This window comes from Marinobacter sp. EVN1 (assembly GCF_000475375.1).
In the GTDB taxonomy this organism is placed as follows: Bacteria; Pseudomonadota; Gammaproteobacteria; order Pseudomonadales; family Oleiphilaceae; genus Marinobacter; species Marinobacter nauticus.
Genome location: NZ_AXCB01000018.1, coordinates 23,645 through 39,128, shown reverse-complemented (window position 1 = coordinate 39,128; position 15,484 = coordinate 23,645). Strand labels below are relative to the sequence as shown.

Below are 15,484 nucleotides of genomic sequence, written 5' to 3'. Positions count from 1 at the left end.
AACCGCCTTAGACTAAAGTATGCCCCCTTTGTTCGTTTGCTACTGAAAGGGGCATACTCATGGCGGGCTTTGATACCGATATTCTTCTGATTGGCGGCGGCGTTATGAGCGTCACGCTGGCCTCTCTGATTCAGCAACTGGACAGCTCCCGGTCGATCACCCTGGTCGAACAGGGGCAACAGCTGGCCGGCGAAAGCTCGGACGCCTGGAACAATGCCGGCACCGGTCACGCCGGTTATTGCGAACTCAACTACACCCCCGCCAACCCCGACGGCAGCGTTTCCGTAGAGCGGGCGCTCGCCATCAACGAGCGCTTCGAGCTCTCACTTCAGTACTGGAGCAGCCTGGTTGAGAAGGGGCTCTTGCCCGCACCGGCCAACTTCATTCGCCGGGTGCCACATCTGAGCTGGGTTCAGGGCGCCAAGGCCTGTGATTTTCTGAAAACCCGCCACAGAGCCCTCGAGGGCCAACCGCTGTTTCAGGAGATGAAGTTCAGCGATCAGCCAGACACCCTCGCTCGCTGGCTCCCGCTTATCCACGGTACCCGGCAAGCCTTTGAACCGGTCGCAGCTACCCGCGTCGCCCACGGCAGTGACGTCAATTTTGGCGCACTTACGCGCCTGCTGGGGCGCTCCCTGGCCCAGCACAACGCCTGTGATATTCAGCTCCAGTGCCAGGTAACCGATATCAAGCGCGAAGCCGGCGGCTGGCGCGTGCACCTGCATCATCTGAACAGCGGCGAGAAACGCAGCATTACCAGCCGTTTTCTGTTCATTGGCGCGGGCGGAGCCGCCCTGTCTCTGTTGCAGAAGACCGGTATTCCGGAAATTCGCGGCTACGGGGGATTCCCGGTGTCCGGCCTGTGGCTGGCCTGCAATAACGAAGACATGGCCCTGTCACACAACGCCAAGGTCTATAGCCAGGCACCGGTGGGCGCGCCACCCATGTCGGTACCGCACCTGGACACCCGCTTTATCAATGGCAAGGCGGCCCTGCTCTTTGGTCCCTTCGCCGGCTTTACCACCCGCTTCCTTAAAAGCGGCGATCGCCTGGATCTGATCCGCTCGGTTCGCAGCCACAATCTGCGGCCGCTGATCGACGTTGGCGTGCACAACTGGCCGCTGACCCGATACCTGATCAAAGAAGCCCTCAGTCCCAAATCGGCCCGCGTCGGCGAACTGGCGCGCTTTATTGCGGATCCGGACCCAGCTCAGTGGCAACTGGTGCGGGCCGGGCAGCGTGTTCAGGTTATCAAGCCAACGGCCTCGGGCCGGGGCAGTCTGGAATTCGGCACCGAGGTTTTGAGCACTGAGGACCGATCCCTGGCAGCCCTGCTGGGCGCTTCACCGGGCGCCTCCACCTGCGTCTCCGCAATGCTGGAGGTCATAGAACGTTGTTTCCCGGAGCTGATTCAGGGCCAACCGCTGCAAACCCTGCAATCGCTGATTCCCAGCTACGGCCAATCGCTTCAGACCGACCGCCAGCTGCTGGCCGATGTCCGCCGCTACACCCTTCACACCCTGGGGCTGAACACCGGGGCAGAACAAACTCAAACTGAACGGAGCCTGTACGCATGATGATAGGGATTCCCAGAGAACGACAAGACGGCGAAAACCGTGTGGCAATTATCCCATCCGGAGTTTCCACCCTGCTGGAGGCCGGCTACGAGGTGGTGGTCGAGAGTGGCGCTGGCAGTGCCGCCCATTTCACCGATGACGACTATCGCCACGCCGGGGCCATCATCGCCGACGATGCCGACGCCTTATATCGTCAGGCCACAGTCATCCTCAAGGTTCGGGCGCCCTCTTCAGAGGAAGCGCGACTGATTCAGCAAGACGCCACCCTGATCTGCCTGCTCGATCCCTGGTTCAACCAGCCTTTGCTGGAACAGCTCGCCGGGCAAAACGTACAGGCATTTGCCCTGGACCTGGTGCCCAGAACCACCCGCGCCCAGTCCATGGACGTGTTGAGTGCCATGGCGGGCATCAGCGGCTACCGCGCCGTCCTCAGTGGCGCTATGGCCCTGCCCCGTTACTTCCCCATGCTGATGACCGCCGCCGGCACCATTCATCCGGCCCGGGTACTGGTCATTGGCGCCGGTGTTGCAGGTCTGATGGCCATTGCCACCGCCCGCCGCCTGGGCGCAGTGGTCGAGGCCTACGACCTTCGCCCTGAGGTGAAAGAACAGGTGGAGAGCCTGGGTGCCGATTTCATTGAAATCGAAGTGCCTGAATCCGATACCACCGGAGACAGCGGTTATGCCAAGGCGCAGAGCGAGGCGTTCTACACCGCCCAACGACAGCAACTGGCAGACTGCGTCGCCCGCGCCGACCTGGTAATCACCACGGCGGCGGTACCCGGAAAACCGGCTCCCAAACTGATTGACCAGGAAATGATCCACCGCATAAAGAGCGGCTCGGTGATCGTGGATCTGGCGGCGGACAAAGGCGGCAACGTGGACGGCACCGTTCTGAACCAGAAGGTGGATGTGGACGGCGTTACCCTGGTCGGCCATGCCAACCACCCCTCCCGCGTACCGGTGCACGCGTCCCAGCTGCTCACCCGCAACATTACCGCCTTTTTGCTCAACATGACCGAAGACGGTCGTGTGGTACCCAAGCTGGAGGACGAGATTGTTGCGGCCACACTGGTGGTCCAGCACGGCAGCGTCCGCCACAACGCCGAGACTCGAGACACTCCGCAAACTTCAACCCAAAAGGACACGGACTGATGGAACTGTTTGCACTCAGCTTTACCATTTTCATTCTGGCATTGTTCGTCGGGGTAGAACTGATCAACAAGGTTCCGCCCACGCTTCATACCCCGTTGATGAGCGGCACCAATGCCATCTCCGGCATCGTGATTGTCGGCGCCATCATCAGCGCGGGTAGCACAGAGCTGTCGCCTAATGTCGCCGGCGTGCTGGGCTTTATCGCTGTCACCCTGGCCAGCATCAATATCGTGGCCGGTTTTCTGGTGACGGATCGCATGCTGAATATGTTCAAGCGGAAGGGATAACCATGTTTGCATTGATCAATCTGTCTTACCTTGCAGCTGCCGTCTGCTTCATTCTCGGCATCAAGGGCATGACCCGCCCGAAAACGGCCGTACGTGGCAACCAGCTGGCCGCCATCGGGATGCTGATTGCGGTCGTCGCCGCCCTGTTGCACCAGGAAATCATCAGCTACGCGGCCATCATCGCCGGCATGCTGCTGGGCGGCGCGATCGGCGTCTGGCTCGCAAAACGGACCGCAACGACGGAAATGCCGGAACTGGTGGCGAGCCTGAACGGCATCGGCGGGGGCGCCTCCGTTGCGGTGGCCGCCAGCACCTGGATGCACGCGGTAAATGCCACCGGTGCCGGCAGTGCCGGCTGGACCGCCGCGATTCTGGCCTCCATCGTCATCGGCTCGGTCACCCTGACCGGGTCGGTGGTAGCCGTTCTGAAACTCAAGGGGAATATTGGCGACAGCCGGAACAATCGCCTGTGGCACAGTGTCACGCTGGTTACTCTGATTGCCGCCGTGGCCGGGGCCGTTCTGTTTGCCACCAGCGGCAGCACCAGCCCGCTGGCCCTCGCGGCCCTCGTAGGGCTCTGCCTGCTGCTTGGCATTGGTCTGGTCCAGCCTATCGGTGGTGCCGACATGCCGGTCGTCGTCGCCCTGCTTAACGCCTATTCCGGCCTGGCGGGCGCGGCCACCGGATTCGTGCTGGGCAACCAGGGGTTGATCATTACCGGTTCCCTGGTGGGTGCTTCCGGGCTGATTCTGACCGCCATCATGTGCAAGGCCATGAACCGGTCACTGCCTAACGTTCTGTTTGGCGGCGTACTGGGCGGCTCGGATAGTCAGGCGAGCCAGCAGGATGAAGGGGAGTTTTACGATGGCAAGGTGAAATACGCCACCCCTGACGACCTGGCTCTGCTGCTCGATGGTGCCCGTAAAGTGGTCATGGTGCCCGGATACGGCCTGGCGGTGGCTCAGGCACAGCATGCGGTGAAAGAACTCGCCAACCAGCTTGAGGGCCGTGGTGCCAAGGTCAGTTACGCGATTCACCCGGTGGCAGGCCGGATGCCAGGGCACATGAACGTGCTGCTGGCCGAAGCTGAAATCCCTTATGACCAGTTGAAAGACATGGACGCCATCAACCCGGAACTGCCGCAGGCGGATGTGGCCATCGTGCTCGGCGCCAATGACGTGGTGAACCCGGCCGCCGCCGAAGACCCGAACTCGCCCATCTTCGGCATGCCCATACTGGACGTGCACAAGGCGAAAACGGTGGTGGTGGTCAAGCGCAGCCTGTCCGCTGGCTTCGCCGGCATTCCCAACGGTCTGTTCATTCGCGACAACAGCCTGATGGTGAAGGGCGACGCCAAGGAAGTCCTGCAAGCCACCACCAGCGCGATCAAGGAACTCTGATCAGCCGTCCTCAAGGATGAGGACCACCAGCTCCTTGGGGCCATGGGCCCCATAGGCAAGCACCTGCTCGATGTCCGCCGTCTTGGACGGACCAGAGACCAGCAACAGGTTCGTGGGCAGACCCGCGGACCAGTTGTGCTTCTGCATCATCCCATACAGGTTGTCTTCCACCTCACTCGCCTTGAGCAACGCGATATGCAACGGCGGCAGAAGACTCATTAGCCGCGGTTCGTGACGATCCGGCCACAGTACCAGTGAACCGGTGGCAGCAATCCCGCCCACTGTGCCCGTCACGCTGGCATCCACCTGCCAGAACAGTTCCTCTTTCCATTCCTCAATGGGGCGGTCATAGACCAACAGCTCCGGTCTGGGCTCCGCACGCTGCCAGTGCTCCGCCAGCTGCTTGCCGTGCTCGGTACCCGGGGCATAAAGCACATTCTTCAGGCCGCGGCTCTCCAGCAATTCCTGAACCTTTGAGGGCCATTGCTCGGTCGTCAACTGGTGGATTTCGGTGTGCACCGCTTCCATCAGGGAGCGCAGTCGGGTAATCCGGTCCTCCGGCGCATACTGCCAGGGGCGGGTCACCAGAGCCTCATCGAAATCGTCCGGCCGGGGCGTAGTGCCGGCCAGACCGGCACGGAGCTTGTTGAGAATATTGCTGCGGGCACTCATCACCGGTCTCCCTGATTCAAATGGGCTTTGGCCAGATCATGCAAAGACCGCCGGGCCGGTACCGGCGCCGAGTGGTTCTCGGTCCAGGGACCGACGTTTTTCGGTGCCAGTTTGCCAAAACGGGTCGCGCCCCACAGGAACAGGCGGTAAAACAACGGCGACGTATTCAGGCTGGCCCAGAAGCGCCAGATTGCCCGCTCCTTGCGGGAATACTTGGCGCCGCCATCTTTAACTTTCGGCTGTTCGGCGGGGCTTTTCACGTTTTCCTGACGCAAGCGCTGCAGCATTTCCGGGATCGGAATCTTCACCGGACACACTTCTCCACAGGCGCCACACAATGAGGACGCGCTGGGATGATCCGGTACCTTGTGCAGGCCAACCATATGCGGCGTAATAATCTTGCCGATCGGCCCCGGATACACTTCACCATAGGTGTGGCCACCCACACGGGTATAGACCGGGCAGTGGTTCATGCACGCACCGCAGCGGATACAGTTCAACGTCTGGCGCAGTTGGGCATCGGCGAAAGCACCGCTGCGGCCATTGTCCAGCAGCACCAGATGCACTTCTTCCGGACCATCCAGCTCATCCGCCTTGCGCGGGCCGGAAATCATGTTCACGTAAGTGGTGATCGGCTGGCCCAATGCGGAGCGGGTGAGCAGCGACAACAGAGGCACCACGTCCCTCAGGTTCTCCACCACTTTTTCAATACCGGTAACAGCAATGTGCACCGGTGGCGCCGTGGTACTCATGCGGCCATTGCCTTCGTTTTCCACCAGCAGCAAGGTACCGGTTTCGGCAATGGCGAAGTTCACGCCGGAGACCCCGACATCCGCTTCAAGGAATTTCTGGCGCAGGGTGCGGCGACCAATCTGGATCAGTTCGTTCACATCCTCGGTCTCATCCACGCCCAGTTTGTCGTGGAACAGTCTGGAGACCTGAAAGCGGTTCTTGTGAATCGCGGGCATGATAATGTGGGAGGGCTTTTCACCATCCAGTTGGACGATATACTCGCCCATGTCCGACTCCAGGCACTCGATGTGGCGTTCGGCCAGGTAGTCGTTCATTTCCATTTCTTCGCTGACCATGGATTTACCCTTCACCACCTGAGAACCCTGCTTCGCCTCAATGATGGAGTGCACAATCCGGTTGGCCTCTTCGGTAGTCTCCGCCCAGTGGACCTTGACACCGTTTGCGGTCAGCCTGGTTTCCAGTTGTTCAAGCAAATCCGGCAACCGGGACAGCGCCCGGGCCTTGATGTGGTTGCCGAGTTCCCGCAGGCCCTCACGCTCTTCCTCGTCCGGAAAGGCATCGGCCCGCTTCTTCATCAGCGAATCCATGGCGACGCGGAAGTTGGTGCGCAGCTGGTCGTCGGCCAGGGCGCCCACCGCGCGGCCACGGAAGCTGTCGGTGAGTTCTTTTACCGGTATACGCTGGCTCATGATTTCACCTCTCCACTCACCCGCTCCCAAAGAAAGCTGGCCAGATGCCGGCCCCGGAACGTCTGTTTCTGTTTTTCCAGGGAGCCGTTGATGTTGAGCAGGCAGCCGCCATCAGCGGTTACCATTTCCGCTGCACCGGATTCCCGCAACGAACGGGTTTTGTCGAGCACCATGGCCCCGGACACTTCGGGCATGCGCACAGAGAAGGTGCCACCAAAGCCGCAGCATTCGCTTTCATGATCGTGGTCCAGCCGCTCGACATTCGCCAGCTTGCCCAGCAACTCCCGCGAGTGCAGGTGGGTGTTCATTTCCCTGCGGGCGGAACAGGAGGTGTGCAAGGCAATCTGTGTGGGCTGGCCGAGATCCTGCCAGTCCACCTTGCATACATGCAGCAGAAACTCGGTCAGCTCGAACGTTCGTTCAGCCAGATCTTCCACACGTTTAAGGGTATCTGGTTCTTCTGCAAAGACTTCCCGGTAATGCTGTCGGAACATACCGGCACAGGATCCGGACGGCACCACCACCGGCAAGCCGTTGTCGAGTAAATTGAGCTGTGCCCGCGCCACCTCCCGGGCCTCGTTCACGTAGCCGGAGGTCCAGGCCGGCTGACCGCAGCAGGATTGTTCGTCTGGAAAATGCACGCGAATGCCTTCCCGTTCCAGCAGGCGGATAGCATCCAGCCCGGCCTCGGGAAAGAACAAATCCACCACGCAGGTGCCGAACAAAGTGACCTCGGCCGGCTTGGCCGGATACGTTCGTGGCCTGGGGCGCTCAGGAGCCACGCGGGTGGCATTGGGGGCGGCGTCGTAAAACAGCTCACTCATCAGTCATTGCCTCCGGGCGGTCCGGCCGGCAGCCGGCCACCCGTTGTGGTTATCCCAGTGTTTTCAGTTCAGTAACGGGTCCGTCAGCCCCAGGCCGTAGGCGGCCAGCAGCGCAATCGAACCGGTCATCACCAGGTAGTATAGGGTCGGCCACACCGTCTTGCGCAGTGTCTGACCTTCACGGCCCAGCAACCCGACCGTAGCAGATGCTGCCACCACGTTATGGATGGCCACCATATTGCCTGCCGCAGCACCCACGGCCTGCACCGCCACCATCAGTGCGGTGGACAAACCAAGGCTCTCGGCAACGCCAAACTGGAACTGGCTGAACATCATGTTGGAGACCGTGTTGGAACCGGCCAGGAACGCACCGAGCGCACCCACCGTGGGGGCCAGCAACGGGTAAATGCCGCCAACCGCATCGGCAGCCCAGCTGGCCATGGCCAGCGGCATGCTCGGCAGGTCCGACAGGTTAACGCCGGAGTTGATCAGTATCCGCACCATAGGCACGGTGAACAGCAGCACGAAACCGGCACTCAGCAGCACGCCACCGGATTCTTTCACCGCCGAATTCAGCGCTTTCAGGTTCATCCGGTGGATGAAGAAAGTTGCCAGCACTACCATCACCAGAATACCGCCCGGCAGGTAAAGTGGCTGGATCCCGGCATTAATACCTGCTTCTCCCAGGATGTTGGAGAACGACACGCCAACGCTGGTGAAAGCTTGCTTGATCGGTTCAACGGTGCGGCTGAGCACCAGTACCACGCCGACCAGCACGTAAGGTACCCACGCCCGGAAACCGCTCATCGGTTTGGCGGCGATGTCTTCCAGTTTCATCTCAATGCTGCCCAGCCACTCACTGGGCCAGTCTTTGCTGTCGGCAAAATCCCAGGTCCGCTTCGGAATCAGGAAGCCTTTTTTGGCGGCAGTGGTCACAATCGCCAGACCAATCAGGCCACCCAGCAGAGACGGGAACTCGGGCCCCAGAATCACCCCGGTCAGGGCGTAGGGCACGACAAACGCGATGCCGGCAAACAACGCAAACGGCAGGACCTCCAGCCCCTCTTTCCAGCTTTTGTTCTTGCCGAAGAAGCGGGTCATCATCGTCACCATCAGTACCGGCATAACGACACCGACAATGCCGTGGGTGATGGCCACTTCCGAGGTGATCAGCTGCAGGTAGGTATCCCAGTTGGAGCCCAGGGCTTCCAGTCGCTCGGTAATGCTGGCCCGATCCAGACCCGTTGTCACTCCCACCACAATCGGTGTACCTACAGCACCAAAGGATACCGGCGTGCTCTGTACCATCATGCCCAGCATGACGGCAGCCATGGCCGGAAAACCGACCGCAACCAGCAGGGGCGCGGCGATGGCGGCCGGTGTACCAAAGCCAGAGGCACCTTCGATAAAGCTGCCGAACAGCCAGACAATGATGATGGCCTGAATGCGGCGATCCGGGGTGATGTTGGTAAAGCCGGCCCGAATCGTGGTGATGGCTCCGGAGTGCTTCAGCGTGTTCAGCAGCAATATCGCGCCAAAGATAATCCACAGCAGGCCGATGGTGATTACCAGCCCTTGCAAGGTTGAGGCGAGGATACGGTTCAGGGTCATATCCCAGGCGCTATAGCCAATCAGCGCGGTAACCAGAAATACCACGGGCATGGCACGGCGGGCGGGCCAACGCATGCCAATCAGCAGCACTCCGGCAAGAAGAATGGGCGTAAACGCCAACAGGGCGAGCAATCCGGACGACATCATGTTCTCCAGGGTCTTGTTGTTGGATTCTATTCTTGGATAATTGGTATTACCAATTTACAAACCTGTGCCGAGTACGTTATTTGAGCTGGCCTTATGGTGTCAAAACCGCCCACTCATACATTGGTCGTATTGCGTTGAAGTTTTGTTGTAAAAACAAGCATGGACAGGGGTAAGATTTATTGGTAAGACCAATTTTTAGACATACAAGCGAGACACCATGCCCATCAATCAGATTGCTCCCAGGCGGCTGGCCGACACCATTGTCGAGCAACTGGAGACCATGATTCTGGAAGGAACCCTGGAACCGGGGCAGCGCCTGCCGCCGGAACGGGTGCTGGCGGAGCAATTCGGCGTATCCCGCCCGTCCCTCAGAGAGGCGGTGCAACGCCTGGCGGCCAAAGGCCTGCTGAAAAGCCGCCAGGGCGGCGGCAATTATGTGGCGGAGAATCTGGGAAGCAGCTTCAGCGACCCACTCATCCCGCTGCTGGAAAAGCACCCGGAAGCACACCGGGATTTGCTCGAGTTCCGTCGCACACTGGAGGGCGACTGTGCCTATTACGCGGCCCTGCGCGCCACGGAAGTGGATCTGACACGGCTGGGCAAAGCCTGGGAAGAGCTCCACGCCTGCTACCAGAATTCCACTGCCCACAATCTGGAAGAAGAAGGGGCTGCCGATGCCCGCTTCCACATGGCTATTGCTGAAGCCAGCCACAACGTGGTGCTGCTGCACACCATGCGCAACCTGTTCAGCATGCTCAAGAACAACATTGTCACCAACATCGGTGGCATGTACTCCCGCGAAGTTCAGACCCGCCAGGGCCTGATGGACCAGCACCAGAAGCTGTATAACGCCATCGTTGAAGGCCGGGAAGAAGACGCCAGGGCCATCGCAGGGGAGCACATACAGTTTGTGCAGCAAACCATATCGGAACGCAGCGAAACCGCGCGACGGCGTGAACGGGCGTTGAGAAGGGAAGGGAGCGGCGAACACCGGGCTCCATAAAAAAGCCGGGGCAAGCCCCGGCATAAGCAATCACACGATGCATCAACACAATGCATGTCGTCCTGATGAGCCTTCACACTAACCGGAAGAGATGACGCTTGTGTGACAGGGCACGCTAATCCGGCAACTTCTCCCAGATTGTGAGCTCCGAAAAACTGTGCTGAAACTTGTTGCGGGTCTCCCGGATCACGAAGGGCAGGCTCCGGGGCTCTGCCAGCAAGCGGAAACGGGGGGACAACGCCGCCTTGAGACCATCCAGGGTGGTGAATGGCTCACCGTCTTTCAGGAAACCACCGAGCCAGTCCTGCCTGGGTGTGTACTCCTCCAGCCAGGTATAGGGTGAAGCAATCACCAGCAGCCCCAGCGCATTGATACGCTCATGGATCTGTTCCAGAAACAGGGATGGGTTGTAGAGACGGTCAATCAGGTTGCCGGCCAGCACCAGATCGTAGTCCCGGTAATCAGCGCCGAGCTTGCAGGCATCGCCCTGATGGAACGCCACGCGGCGGGCAGCCTCGGTCAGACCCAGGGCTGCCAGTGACCGCTCCTGGTAGCTGACCAGCTCGCCCTCTTCGGGCCGCGCATACCGCGCAACCCCCTCCCGCACCACCTCACGGCATTTGCCGATAAAGGTTTCCGAATAATCGACCCCATCGACATGATCAAACTGGCGGGCCAGCTCCAGCGAGGTACGTCCTACCGCACAACCGATATCCAACGCCCGGCAGCTGGCGCGGCCATCCAGCGCTCCAAGCGCGGCATCGGCCAGTTCTTTCGGAAAATTGGCTTCACCATGCCAGCTTTCACCGAAGTGAAACTCCAGATACTGGGCCAGGGTGGTGTTGCTCTCGTAGTAGCCGGACGGCTCATTCATGATTGTCTCCTGGCGACGACAGGCCTTTCCCTTGTTCCGTCGGCCTTGGGTAAAACGGTTGCACCAACGGGGCAAGCCCTTTGGCATCATCTATGAACAGTTGCAGGTGCGGGAAAGGTATTTCAATGCCCGCGTCGTCCAGGGCTTCCTTAATCTTCTCAAGCACATCAGCCATAATTCTGGGCTGAACCTCCAGATTGTCCGGCGTAATCCAGATCTTGACCTCCAGATCGACTGAAGAGTTGCCCAGAGTCTTGACCACCACTCGCGGCTCCATACCCGGCCCCTGCAAGACTTCAGAGTGCGCCAGCAGAACCGGCATAATCACGTCCCGGGCGGCCTTGGCAGACTCCTTATAGGCAATGCCAACCGGAATGTTCAGGCGCGTCGCCCCTTCGGCGCTGTAATTGATGATCTCCGAGGACGCCACGTTATCGTTCGGGATCATGGTAAAGATATTGTCCCGGGTACGCAGCCAGGTGGTCCGCAGGGCGATCTTCACCACCTTACCATCCTGGCCGTTGATGGTGACCCAATCGCCAATCCGGAAGGGGCGCTCAATCAGCAACGTAATACCCGCAATAAAGTTCGACAGCGTGGACTGGGCCGCAAACCCGACGGCAATCCCCACGATCCCCAGACCCGCGACGATGGAGACCACATCGAAACCGAACTGGGACAGCACCGTAACGGCCGCGAAGGTAACGGTGAGCACCGAGAACAGATTCTCGACCAATTGGCGGATGGAGGGTTCCAGACGGTAGCGATTCATCGTCTCCCGCAGCAGACGACCAATCGCCAGCCAGCCCACAAAAAAGCCCAACGCCATCAGGCCCGCCCTGGCCATGCCCTTCAACAGCTCCGGCGAGGCCTCGAATTGCGCCATAATCACCAGCAATCCGCCCAGCCCGAACAGATAACGGATGCCAGTGCGCAACTGACCAAACCAGGGCTTCGAGCTGCGTCGACTGCCAACGACAAGGCGTATCAGGCTAATCAGAATGCCATAGACCAGCAACAGAATGCCGAGGTAGATCACCGAAATCAGCAGTTGACTGAGAACATGTCCGGCCAGGGCCACCCAATCGGTCTGTCCGCCAGCGAGAGCGTCCAGGGTAGCCGAGAGATTCTGTGCTATCTGGCTTCGTACGGGTTCAAACAGGGCTTCTGCCATAGGGCATCCTTTTCCAAACACTGCATACTACACCCGGAGCGGTGAACAACCTTTGCCTTCAGAATAGACTGCTATCCGCAAACCGGCCGGGGATTACAGAACCGATTCCAGGGCCTGAATCAACCGGGCATCCTCGGGGCGCACCTGGCTCGGGAAACGGGCCGTCACCTTACCGTCACCATCGATCACATACTTGGTGAAGTTCCAGCGTGGCGGCTGGCTCTGGCGATTGATTTCCTGAAACACCGGATTGGCCTGCTCACCGGTCACTGCGCTCGGCGCGATCATGGTAAAACTCACGCCAAAGTTCACAAAACAGACCTTCGCGGCCTCTTCTTCGGAATCCGCCTCTTGCCGGAAGTCATCACTGGCAAATCCCACGACCATCAGCCCCCGATCCTTGTACCGCTGGTGCAGGGCCTCCAGGCCTTCAAACTGACCGGTATAACCACAACGGCTGGCTGTGTTCACCACCAGCATCGGCTTGCCAGCAGCCACCTCGCACAGATTCACCGAATCCCGGGAGTGCAGCTTGCGCTGCTCGTGGTCCAGGAAATCCGGGCAATCCCGGGCAATCCCGGGCAACGGCAGGCACCGTCAACCCTAACAGTAAAAGCACACTCACACACTTCAAGACTGTCCAACGCATCATCGGCCCTCCTGTCGATACATCCCCTGTATACGCACTGGATTACCAAACTGCTCAGGAGCGTTGTCCACATTGACACAAACCGGCAAAGCATCCTTCACAAAACTCTCATGTCATCGTCACACAGCACGGTCAGATTGTGGTGTCAAAACACACAACATAACCGAAACAAGGACAGTACCATGACGATGAAACCAACGCTGCTGGCAGCCGCCATCGGCGGCCTTCTGGCATCGACAACACAGGCATCGCTGGTCATCAGCGAGTATGTCGAAGGCTCCAGCAACAACAAAGCCATTGAACTGCTCAACACCGGCGACGCCGTGGTGGATCTTGCCCCCTGGGAGCTGCAGGTTTTCTTCAACGGCAGCGCCACCCCCGGGCAAACCTTCAACCTGGAAGGTTCGATTGCTCCGGGCAGCAACTTCGTTTTCGCTCATAGCGCTGCTGACCCGGCCATTCTCGCTGTGGCGGATCAAACCACCGGAGCCGGGCTGTTCAACGGTGATGACGCTGTCCTGCTCCTGAACGGCGGCACGGTTGCCGACAGTATCGGCCAGGTCGGTACAGACCCCGGCAGCTACTGGGGGTCCGGGGATACCCGCACCCAGGATCGCACTCTGCGCCGCCGTGCAGGCACCCTGGCCGATACCGATGCCTACGACGATTTCGACCCGGCCACGGTCTTTGACGGCTTTCCCCAGAACAGCTTCGACGATCTCGGCGTCGCCGGCAACGATGACGATAACCCGGACCAGCCACCGACTGCGCCGGATCTGACCTGTGGCGCTCCCGCCACCCGCATTTCGGACATTCAGGGCGAAGGCGATATCAGCCCGGTTGCCGGCCAGCACGTGGTGATCGAGGCCGTGGTTACGGCCGCCTTCAACACCAACGATGGCCTTGGCGGCATCTTTGTGGAGGAAGAAGCCTCAGACCGCGACGACAACCTCGCCACCTCCGAAGGCCTGTTTGTCTATGCGTCAACTCTGAACGCCGAGCCCGGCCAGCGCCTGCGGCTTGCCGGTGAAGTGACCGAATACGACGGCCTGACCGAATTGACCAATCTGGGCGGTACCGAAAACTGTGGCACCTCGGAGCTTCCACCACCGACGAATATTTCACTGCCCTGGGCCGATGCAACAGCTCCGGAAGCCTTTGAATCCATGCGAGTAAAATTCAGCGCGCCTCTTGTGGTGAACGACAACTACGACCTGGGCCGTTACGGCAGCCTGACCCTCGGGAGCGGTCGCCACTTTATCCCCACCAGTATCGCTGAGCCCGGAGCGGATGCCGCACTGGTGGCTGATCTGAATGCGCTGGACCGGATTATCCTGGACGACGCCAGTAACCGCCAGAACCCGGCCATCGTGCCCTACCCGACACCGCAACTGAGCGCCAGCCAGACCGTGCGCGCTGGCGACACCGTTCAGGATCTTGCCGGCGTTCTCGACTACCGTTTTTCGGAATGGCGTCTGCAGCCGACCGCGAGCCCGTCCTTCAGCCAGGCAAATGCACGTGTAACCGAGCCCGGCCTTGAGGATCGCGGTAACCTGGTGGTGGCTTCTTTCAACGTGCTGAACTTCTTCAACGGTGACGGCATGGGCGGCGGATTCCCGACGGCGCGGGGCGCAGACAACCCGGAAGAACTGGCCCGCCAGACCGAGAAGCTGGTCAGTGCCCTGGTCGCCCTTGATGCCGACATCATCGGCCTGATGGAAATCGAGAATGACGGCTACGGCCAGACCAGTGCCATTGCCGAACTTGCCAGGGCCCTGGGTTCCGAATGGCAGTGGGTCGATCCCGGCCTGGCACAACTGGGCAATGATGACATTGCCGTTGGCCTGCTGTACCGCTCCGACCGTGTCGAGATCGTTGGCACCGCCGCCACTCTGAGCGCGGCTCCTTTTGACCAGTTGAACCGCCAGCCCCTGGCACAAACCTTTCGGCTGAAGGATTCAGACGATGGCGTCACCATTGCCGTCAACCACTTCAAGTCCAAAGGCTGCGGCAGTGCCGAAGGCAGCAACGCTGACCAGAACGATGGTCAGGGCTGCTGGAATCCAGTACGGACCCAGGCCGCCCAGGCGCTGGCATCCTGGCTGGCAGACGATGCCACCGGAACCGGCGAACCGGATGTGTTAATCATCGGCGACCTCAACGCCTACGCGAAAGAAGACCCCATTCGCGCCCTGGCCAGTGCCGGCTATACCGATCTGCTGGCGACCTACGTTGGCGAGCAGGCGTATTCCTACGTGTTCTATGGCCAGGCCGGCTATCTGGACCACGCTCTGGCCAATACCGCCCTGGCCGGCAAAATTGCCGACACCACCGTCTGGCCGATCAATGCCGACGAGCCCAGAGCCCTGGACTACAACACCGAGTTCAAGACCCCGGAGCAGCAGGCCAGCTTCTACGCACCGGACGCTTACCGGGCCTCTGACCATGACCCTGTGATCGTTGCCCTGAATCTCGATACCAGAACCCCGGTAAACCGCGCCGACCTGAACGGCGATGGCCGCGTTAACGGCCGGGACCTGTCGCGCCTGGTGCTGGCGATACTGTTCGGCAAAGCCACGGCTCCGGCTTACGACATTGACGGTGACGGGCGCATTAGCCATCGCGACCTGATCGCCCTGATTCGCGTGCTGACCAGCCGCTAACCCCCAC

The 15,484-nt window shown here is 60.2% G+C and carries 12 protein-coding genes and 1 pseudogene; 6 read left to right on the top strand and 7 right to left on the bottom strand.

The features are described from left to right. Positions 1-59: 59 nt before the first annotated feature. From mqo to Q674_RS29805, 4 genes are read left to right on the top strand one after another with little or no spacing between them, the layout of a single operon-like run. On the top strand, positions 60-1,577 hold the full coding sequence (gene mqo, locus Q674_RS29820; protein ID WP_023008759.1) for a malate dehydrogenase (quinone): 1,518 nt from the start codon (positions 60-62) through the stop codon (positions 1,575-1,577). After that, on the top strand, positions 1,574-2,731 hold the full coding sequence (locus Q674_RS29815) for a Re/Si-specific NAD(P)(+) transhydrogenase subunit alpha (RefSeq protein WP_023008758.1): 1,158 nt from the start codon (positions 1,574-1,576) through the stop codon (positions 2,729-2,731). Before mqo ends, Q674_RS29815 begins: the two co-directional genes overlap by 4 nt. Further along, positions 2,731-3,018 (top strand): NAD(P) transhydrogenase subunit alpha, encoded by a 288-nt coding sequence (locus Q674_RS29810; RefSeq protein WP_011783921.1) that lies wholly within the window; start codon positions 2,731-2,733, stop codon positions 3,016-3,018. The genes Q674_RS29815 and Q674_RS29810 overlap by 1 nt, the downstream gene beginning before the upstream one ends. A 2-nt stretch (positions 3,019-3,020) precedes the next feature. After that, positions 3,021-4,418: an NAD(P)(+) transhydrogenase (Re/Si-specific) subunit beta gene (locus Q674_RS29805; protein WP_011783920.1), complete on the top strand. Its 1,398-nt coding sequence runs from the start codon at positions 3,021-3,023 to the stop codon at positions 4,416-4,418. On the opposite strand, the gene Q674_RS29800 is transcribed toward Q674_RS29805, so the two are convergent. The 4 genes from Q674_RS29800 to Q674_RS29785 form a co-directional block, all read right to left on the bottom strand. Beyond that, the gene (locus Q674_RS29800) at positions 4,419-5,090 is read right to left on the bottom strand and encodes a LutC/YkgG family protein (RefSeq protein ID WP_022993338.1); all 672 of its coding nucleotides are present in this window, start codon (positions 5,088-5,090) and stop codon (positions 4,419-4,421) included. Beyond that, positions 5,090-6,532 (bottom strand): LutB/LldF family L-lactate oxidation iron-sulfur protein, encoded by a 1,443-nt coding sequence (locus tag Q674_RS29795; protein ID WP_022993339.1) that lies wholly within the window; start codon positions 6,530-6,532, stop codon positions 5,090-5,092. The genes Q674_RS29800 and Q674_RS29795 overlap by 1 nt, the downstream gene beginning before the upstream one ends. Continuing rightward, positions 6,529-7,356 carry a (Fe-S)-binding protein gene (locus Q674_RS29790; RefSeq protein ID WP_022993340.1) on the bottom strand — a complete coding sequence of 276 codons (828 nt, stop codon included), beginning with the start codon at positions 7,354-7,356 and terminating at the stop codon, positions 6,529-6,531. The genes Q674_RS29795 and Q674_RS29790 overlap by 4 nt, the downstream gene beginning before the upstream one ends. 63 nt (positions 7,357-7,419) lie before the next feature. Beyond that, entirely contained in the window at positions 7,420-9,111 is a 1,692-nt protein-coding gene (locus Q674_RS29785) for an L-lactate permease (protein ID WP_022993341.1), read from the bottom strand. A 220-nt stretch (positions 9,112-9,331) separates the two neighbouring features. Between Q674_RS29785 and Q674_RS29780 the strand changes: the two genes are divergently transcribed. Continuing rightward, positions 9,332-10,117, top strand: coding sequence for an FCD domain-containing protein (locus tag Q674_RS29780; protein ID WP_022993342.1), 786 nt, complete (start codon positions 9,332-9,334; stop codon positions 10,115-10,117). 115 nt (positions 10,118-10,232) lie between these two features. Here Q674_RS29780 and Q674_RS29775 read toward each other — a convergent pair whose 3' ends face one another. From Q674_RS29775 to Q674_RS29765, 3 genes and pseudogenes are all read right to left on the bottom strand, one after another. Further along, a complete protein-coding gene (locus Q674_RS29775) occupies positions 10,233-10,991 on the bottom strand; it encodes a putative 4-mercaptohistidine N1-methyltransferase (protein ID WP_022993343.1) in 759 nt (252 codons plus the stop codon). Continuing rightward, the gene (locus Q674_RS29770; RefSeq protein WP_022993344.1) at positions 10,984-12,165 is read right to left on the bottom strand and encodes a mechanosensitive ion channel family protein; all 1,182 of its coding nucleotides are present in this window, start codon (positions 12,163-12,165) and stop codon (positions 10,984-10,986) included. The genes Q674_RS29775 and Q674_RS29770 overlap by 8 nt, the downstream gene beginning before the upstream one ends. A 93-nt stretch (positions 12,166-12,258) precedes the next feature. Then, positions 12,259-12,817: pseudogene (locus tag Q674_RS29765) on the bottom strand (glutathione peroxidase). A gap of 185 nt (positions 12,818-13,002) precedes the next feature. On the opposite strand from Q674_RS29765, the gene Q674_RS29760 reads away from it, so the two are divergent. Beyond that, positions 13,003-15,477: an ExeM/NucH family extracellular endonuclease gene (locus tag Q674_RS29760; RefSeq protein ID WP_264650075.1), complete on the top strand. Its 2,475-nt coding sequence runs from the start codon at positions 13,003-13,005 to the stop codon at positions 15,475-15,477. The last annotated feature ends 7 nt before the right edge of the window (positions 15,478-15,484 follow it).

Excerpts from the sequence above, each read along its gene's own strand:
- Q674_RS29760 (WP_264650075.1), top strand. The coding sequence starts at position 13,003 with ATGAAACCAACGCTGCTGGCAGCCGCCATCGGCGGCCTTCTGGCATCG.
- Q674_RS29805 (WP_011783920.1), top strand. The coding sequence starts at position 3,021 with ATGTTTGCATTGATCAATCTGTCTTACCTTGCAGCTGCCGTCTGCTTC.
- Q674_RS29775 (WP_022993343.1), bottom strand. The coding sequence starts at position 10,991 with ATGAATGAGCCGTCCGGCTACTACGAGAGCAACACCACCCTGGCCCAG.
- Q674_RS29815 (WP_023008758.1), top strand. The coding sequence starts at position 1,574 with ATGATGATAGGGATTCCCAGAGAACGACAAGACGGCGAAAACCGTGTG.
- Q674_RS29790 (WP_022993340.1), bottom strand. The coding sequence starts at position 7,356 with ATGAGTGAGCTGTTTTACGACGCCGCCCCCAATGCCACCCGCGTGGCT.
- Q674_RS29810 (WP_011783921.1), top strand. The coding sequence starts at position 2,731 with ATGGAACTGTTTGCACTCAGCTTTACCATTTTCATTCTGGCATTGTTC.
- mqo (WP_023008759.1), top strand. The coding sequence starts at position 60 with ATGGCGGGCTTTGATACCGATATTCTTCTGATTGGCGGCGGCGTTATG.
- Q674_RS29800 (WP_022993338.1), bottom strand. The coding sequence starts at position 5,090 with ATGAGTGCCCGCAGCAATATTCTCAACAAGCTCCGTGCCGGTCTGGCC.
- Q674_RS29770 (WP_022993344.1), bottom strand. The coding sequence starts at position 12,165 with ATGGCAGAAGCCCTGTTTGAACCCGTACGAAGCCAGATAGCACAGAAT.
- Q674_RS29785 (WP_022993341.1), bottom strand. The coding sequence starts at position 9,111 with ATGTCGTCCGGATTGCTCGCCCTGTTGGCGTTTACGCCCATTCTTCTT.
- Q674_RS29780 (WP_022993342.1), top strand. The coding sequence starts at position 9,332 with ATGCCCATCAATCAGATTGCTCCCAGGCGGCTGGCCGACACCATTGTC.
- Q674_RS29795 (WP_022993339.1), bottom strand. The coding sequence starts at position 6,532 with ATGAGCCAGCGTATACCGGTAAAAGAACTCACCGACAGCTTCCGTGGC.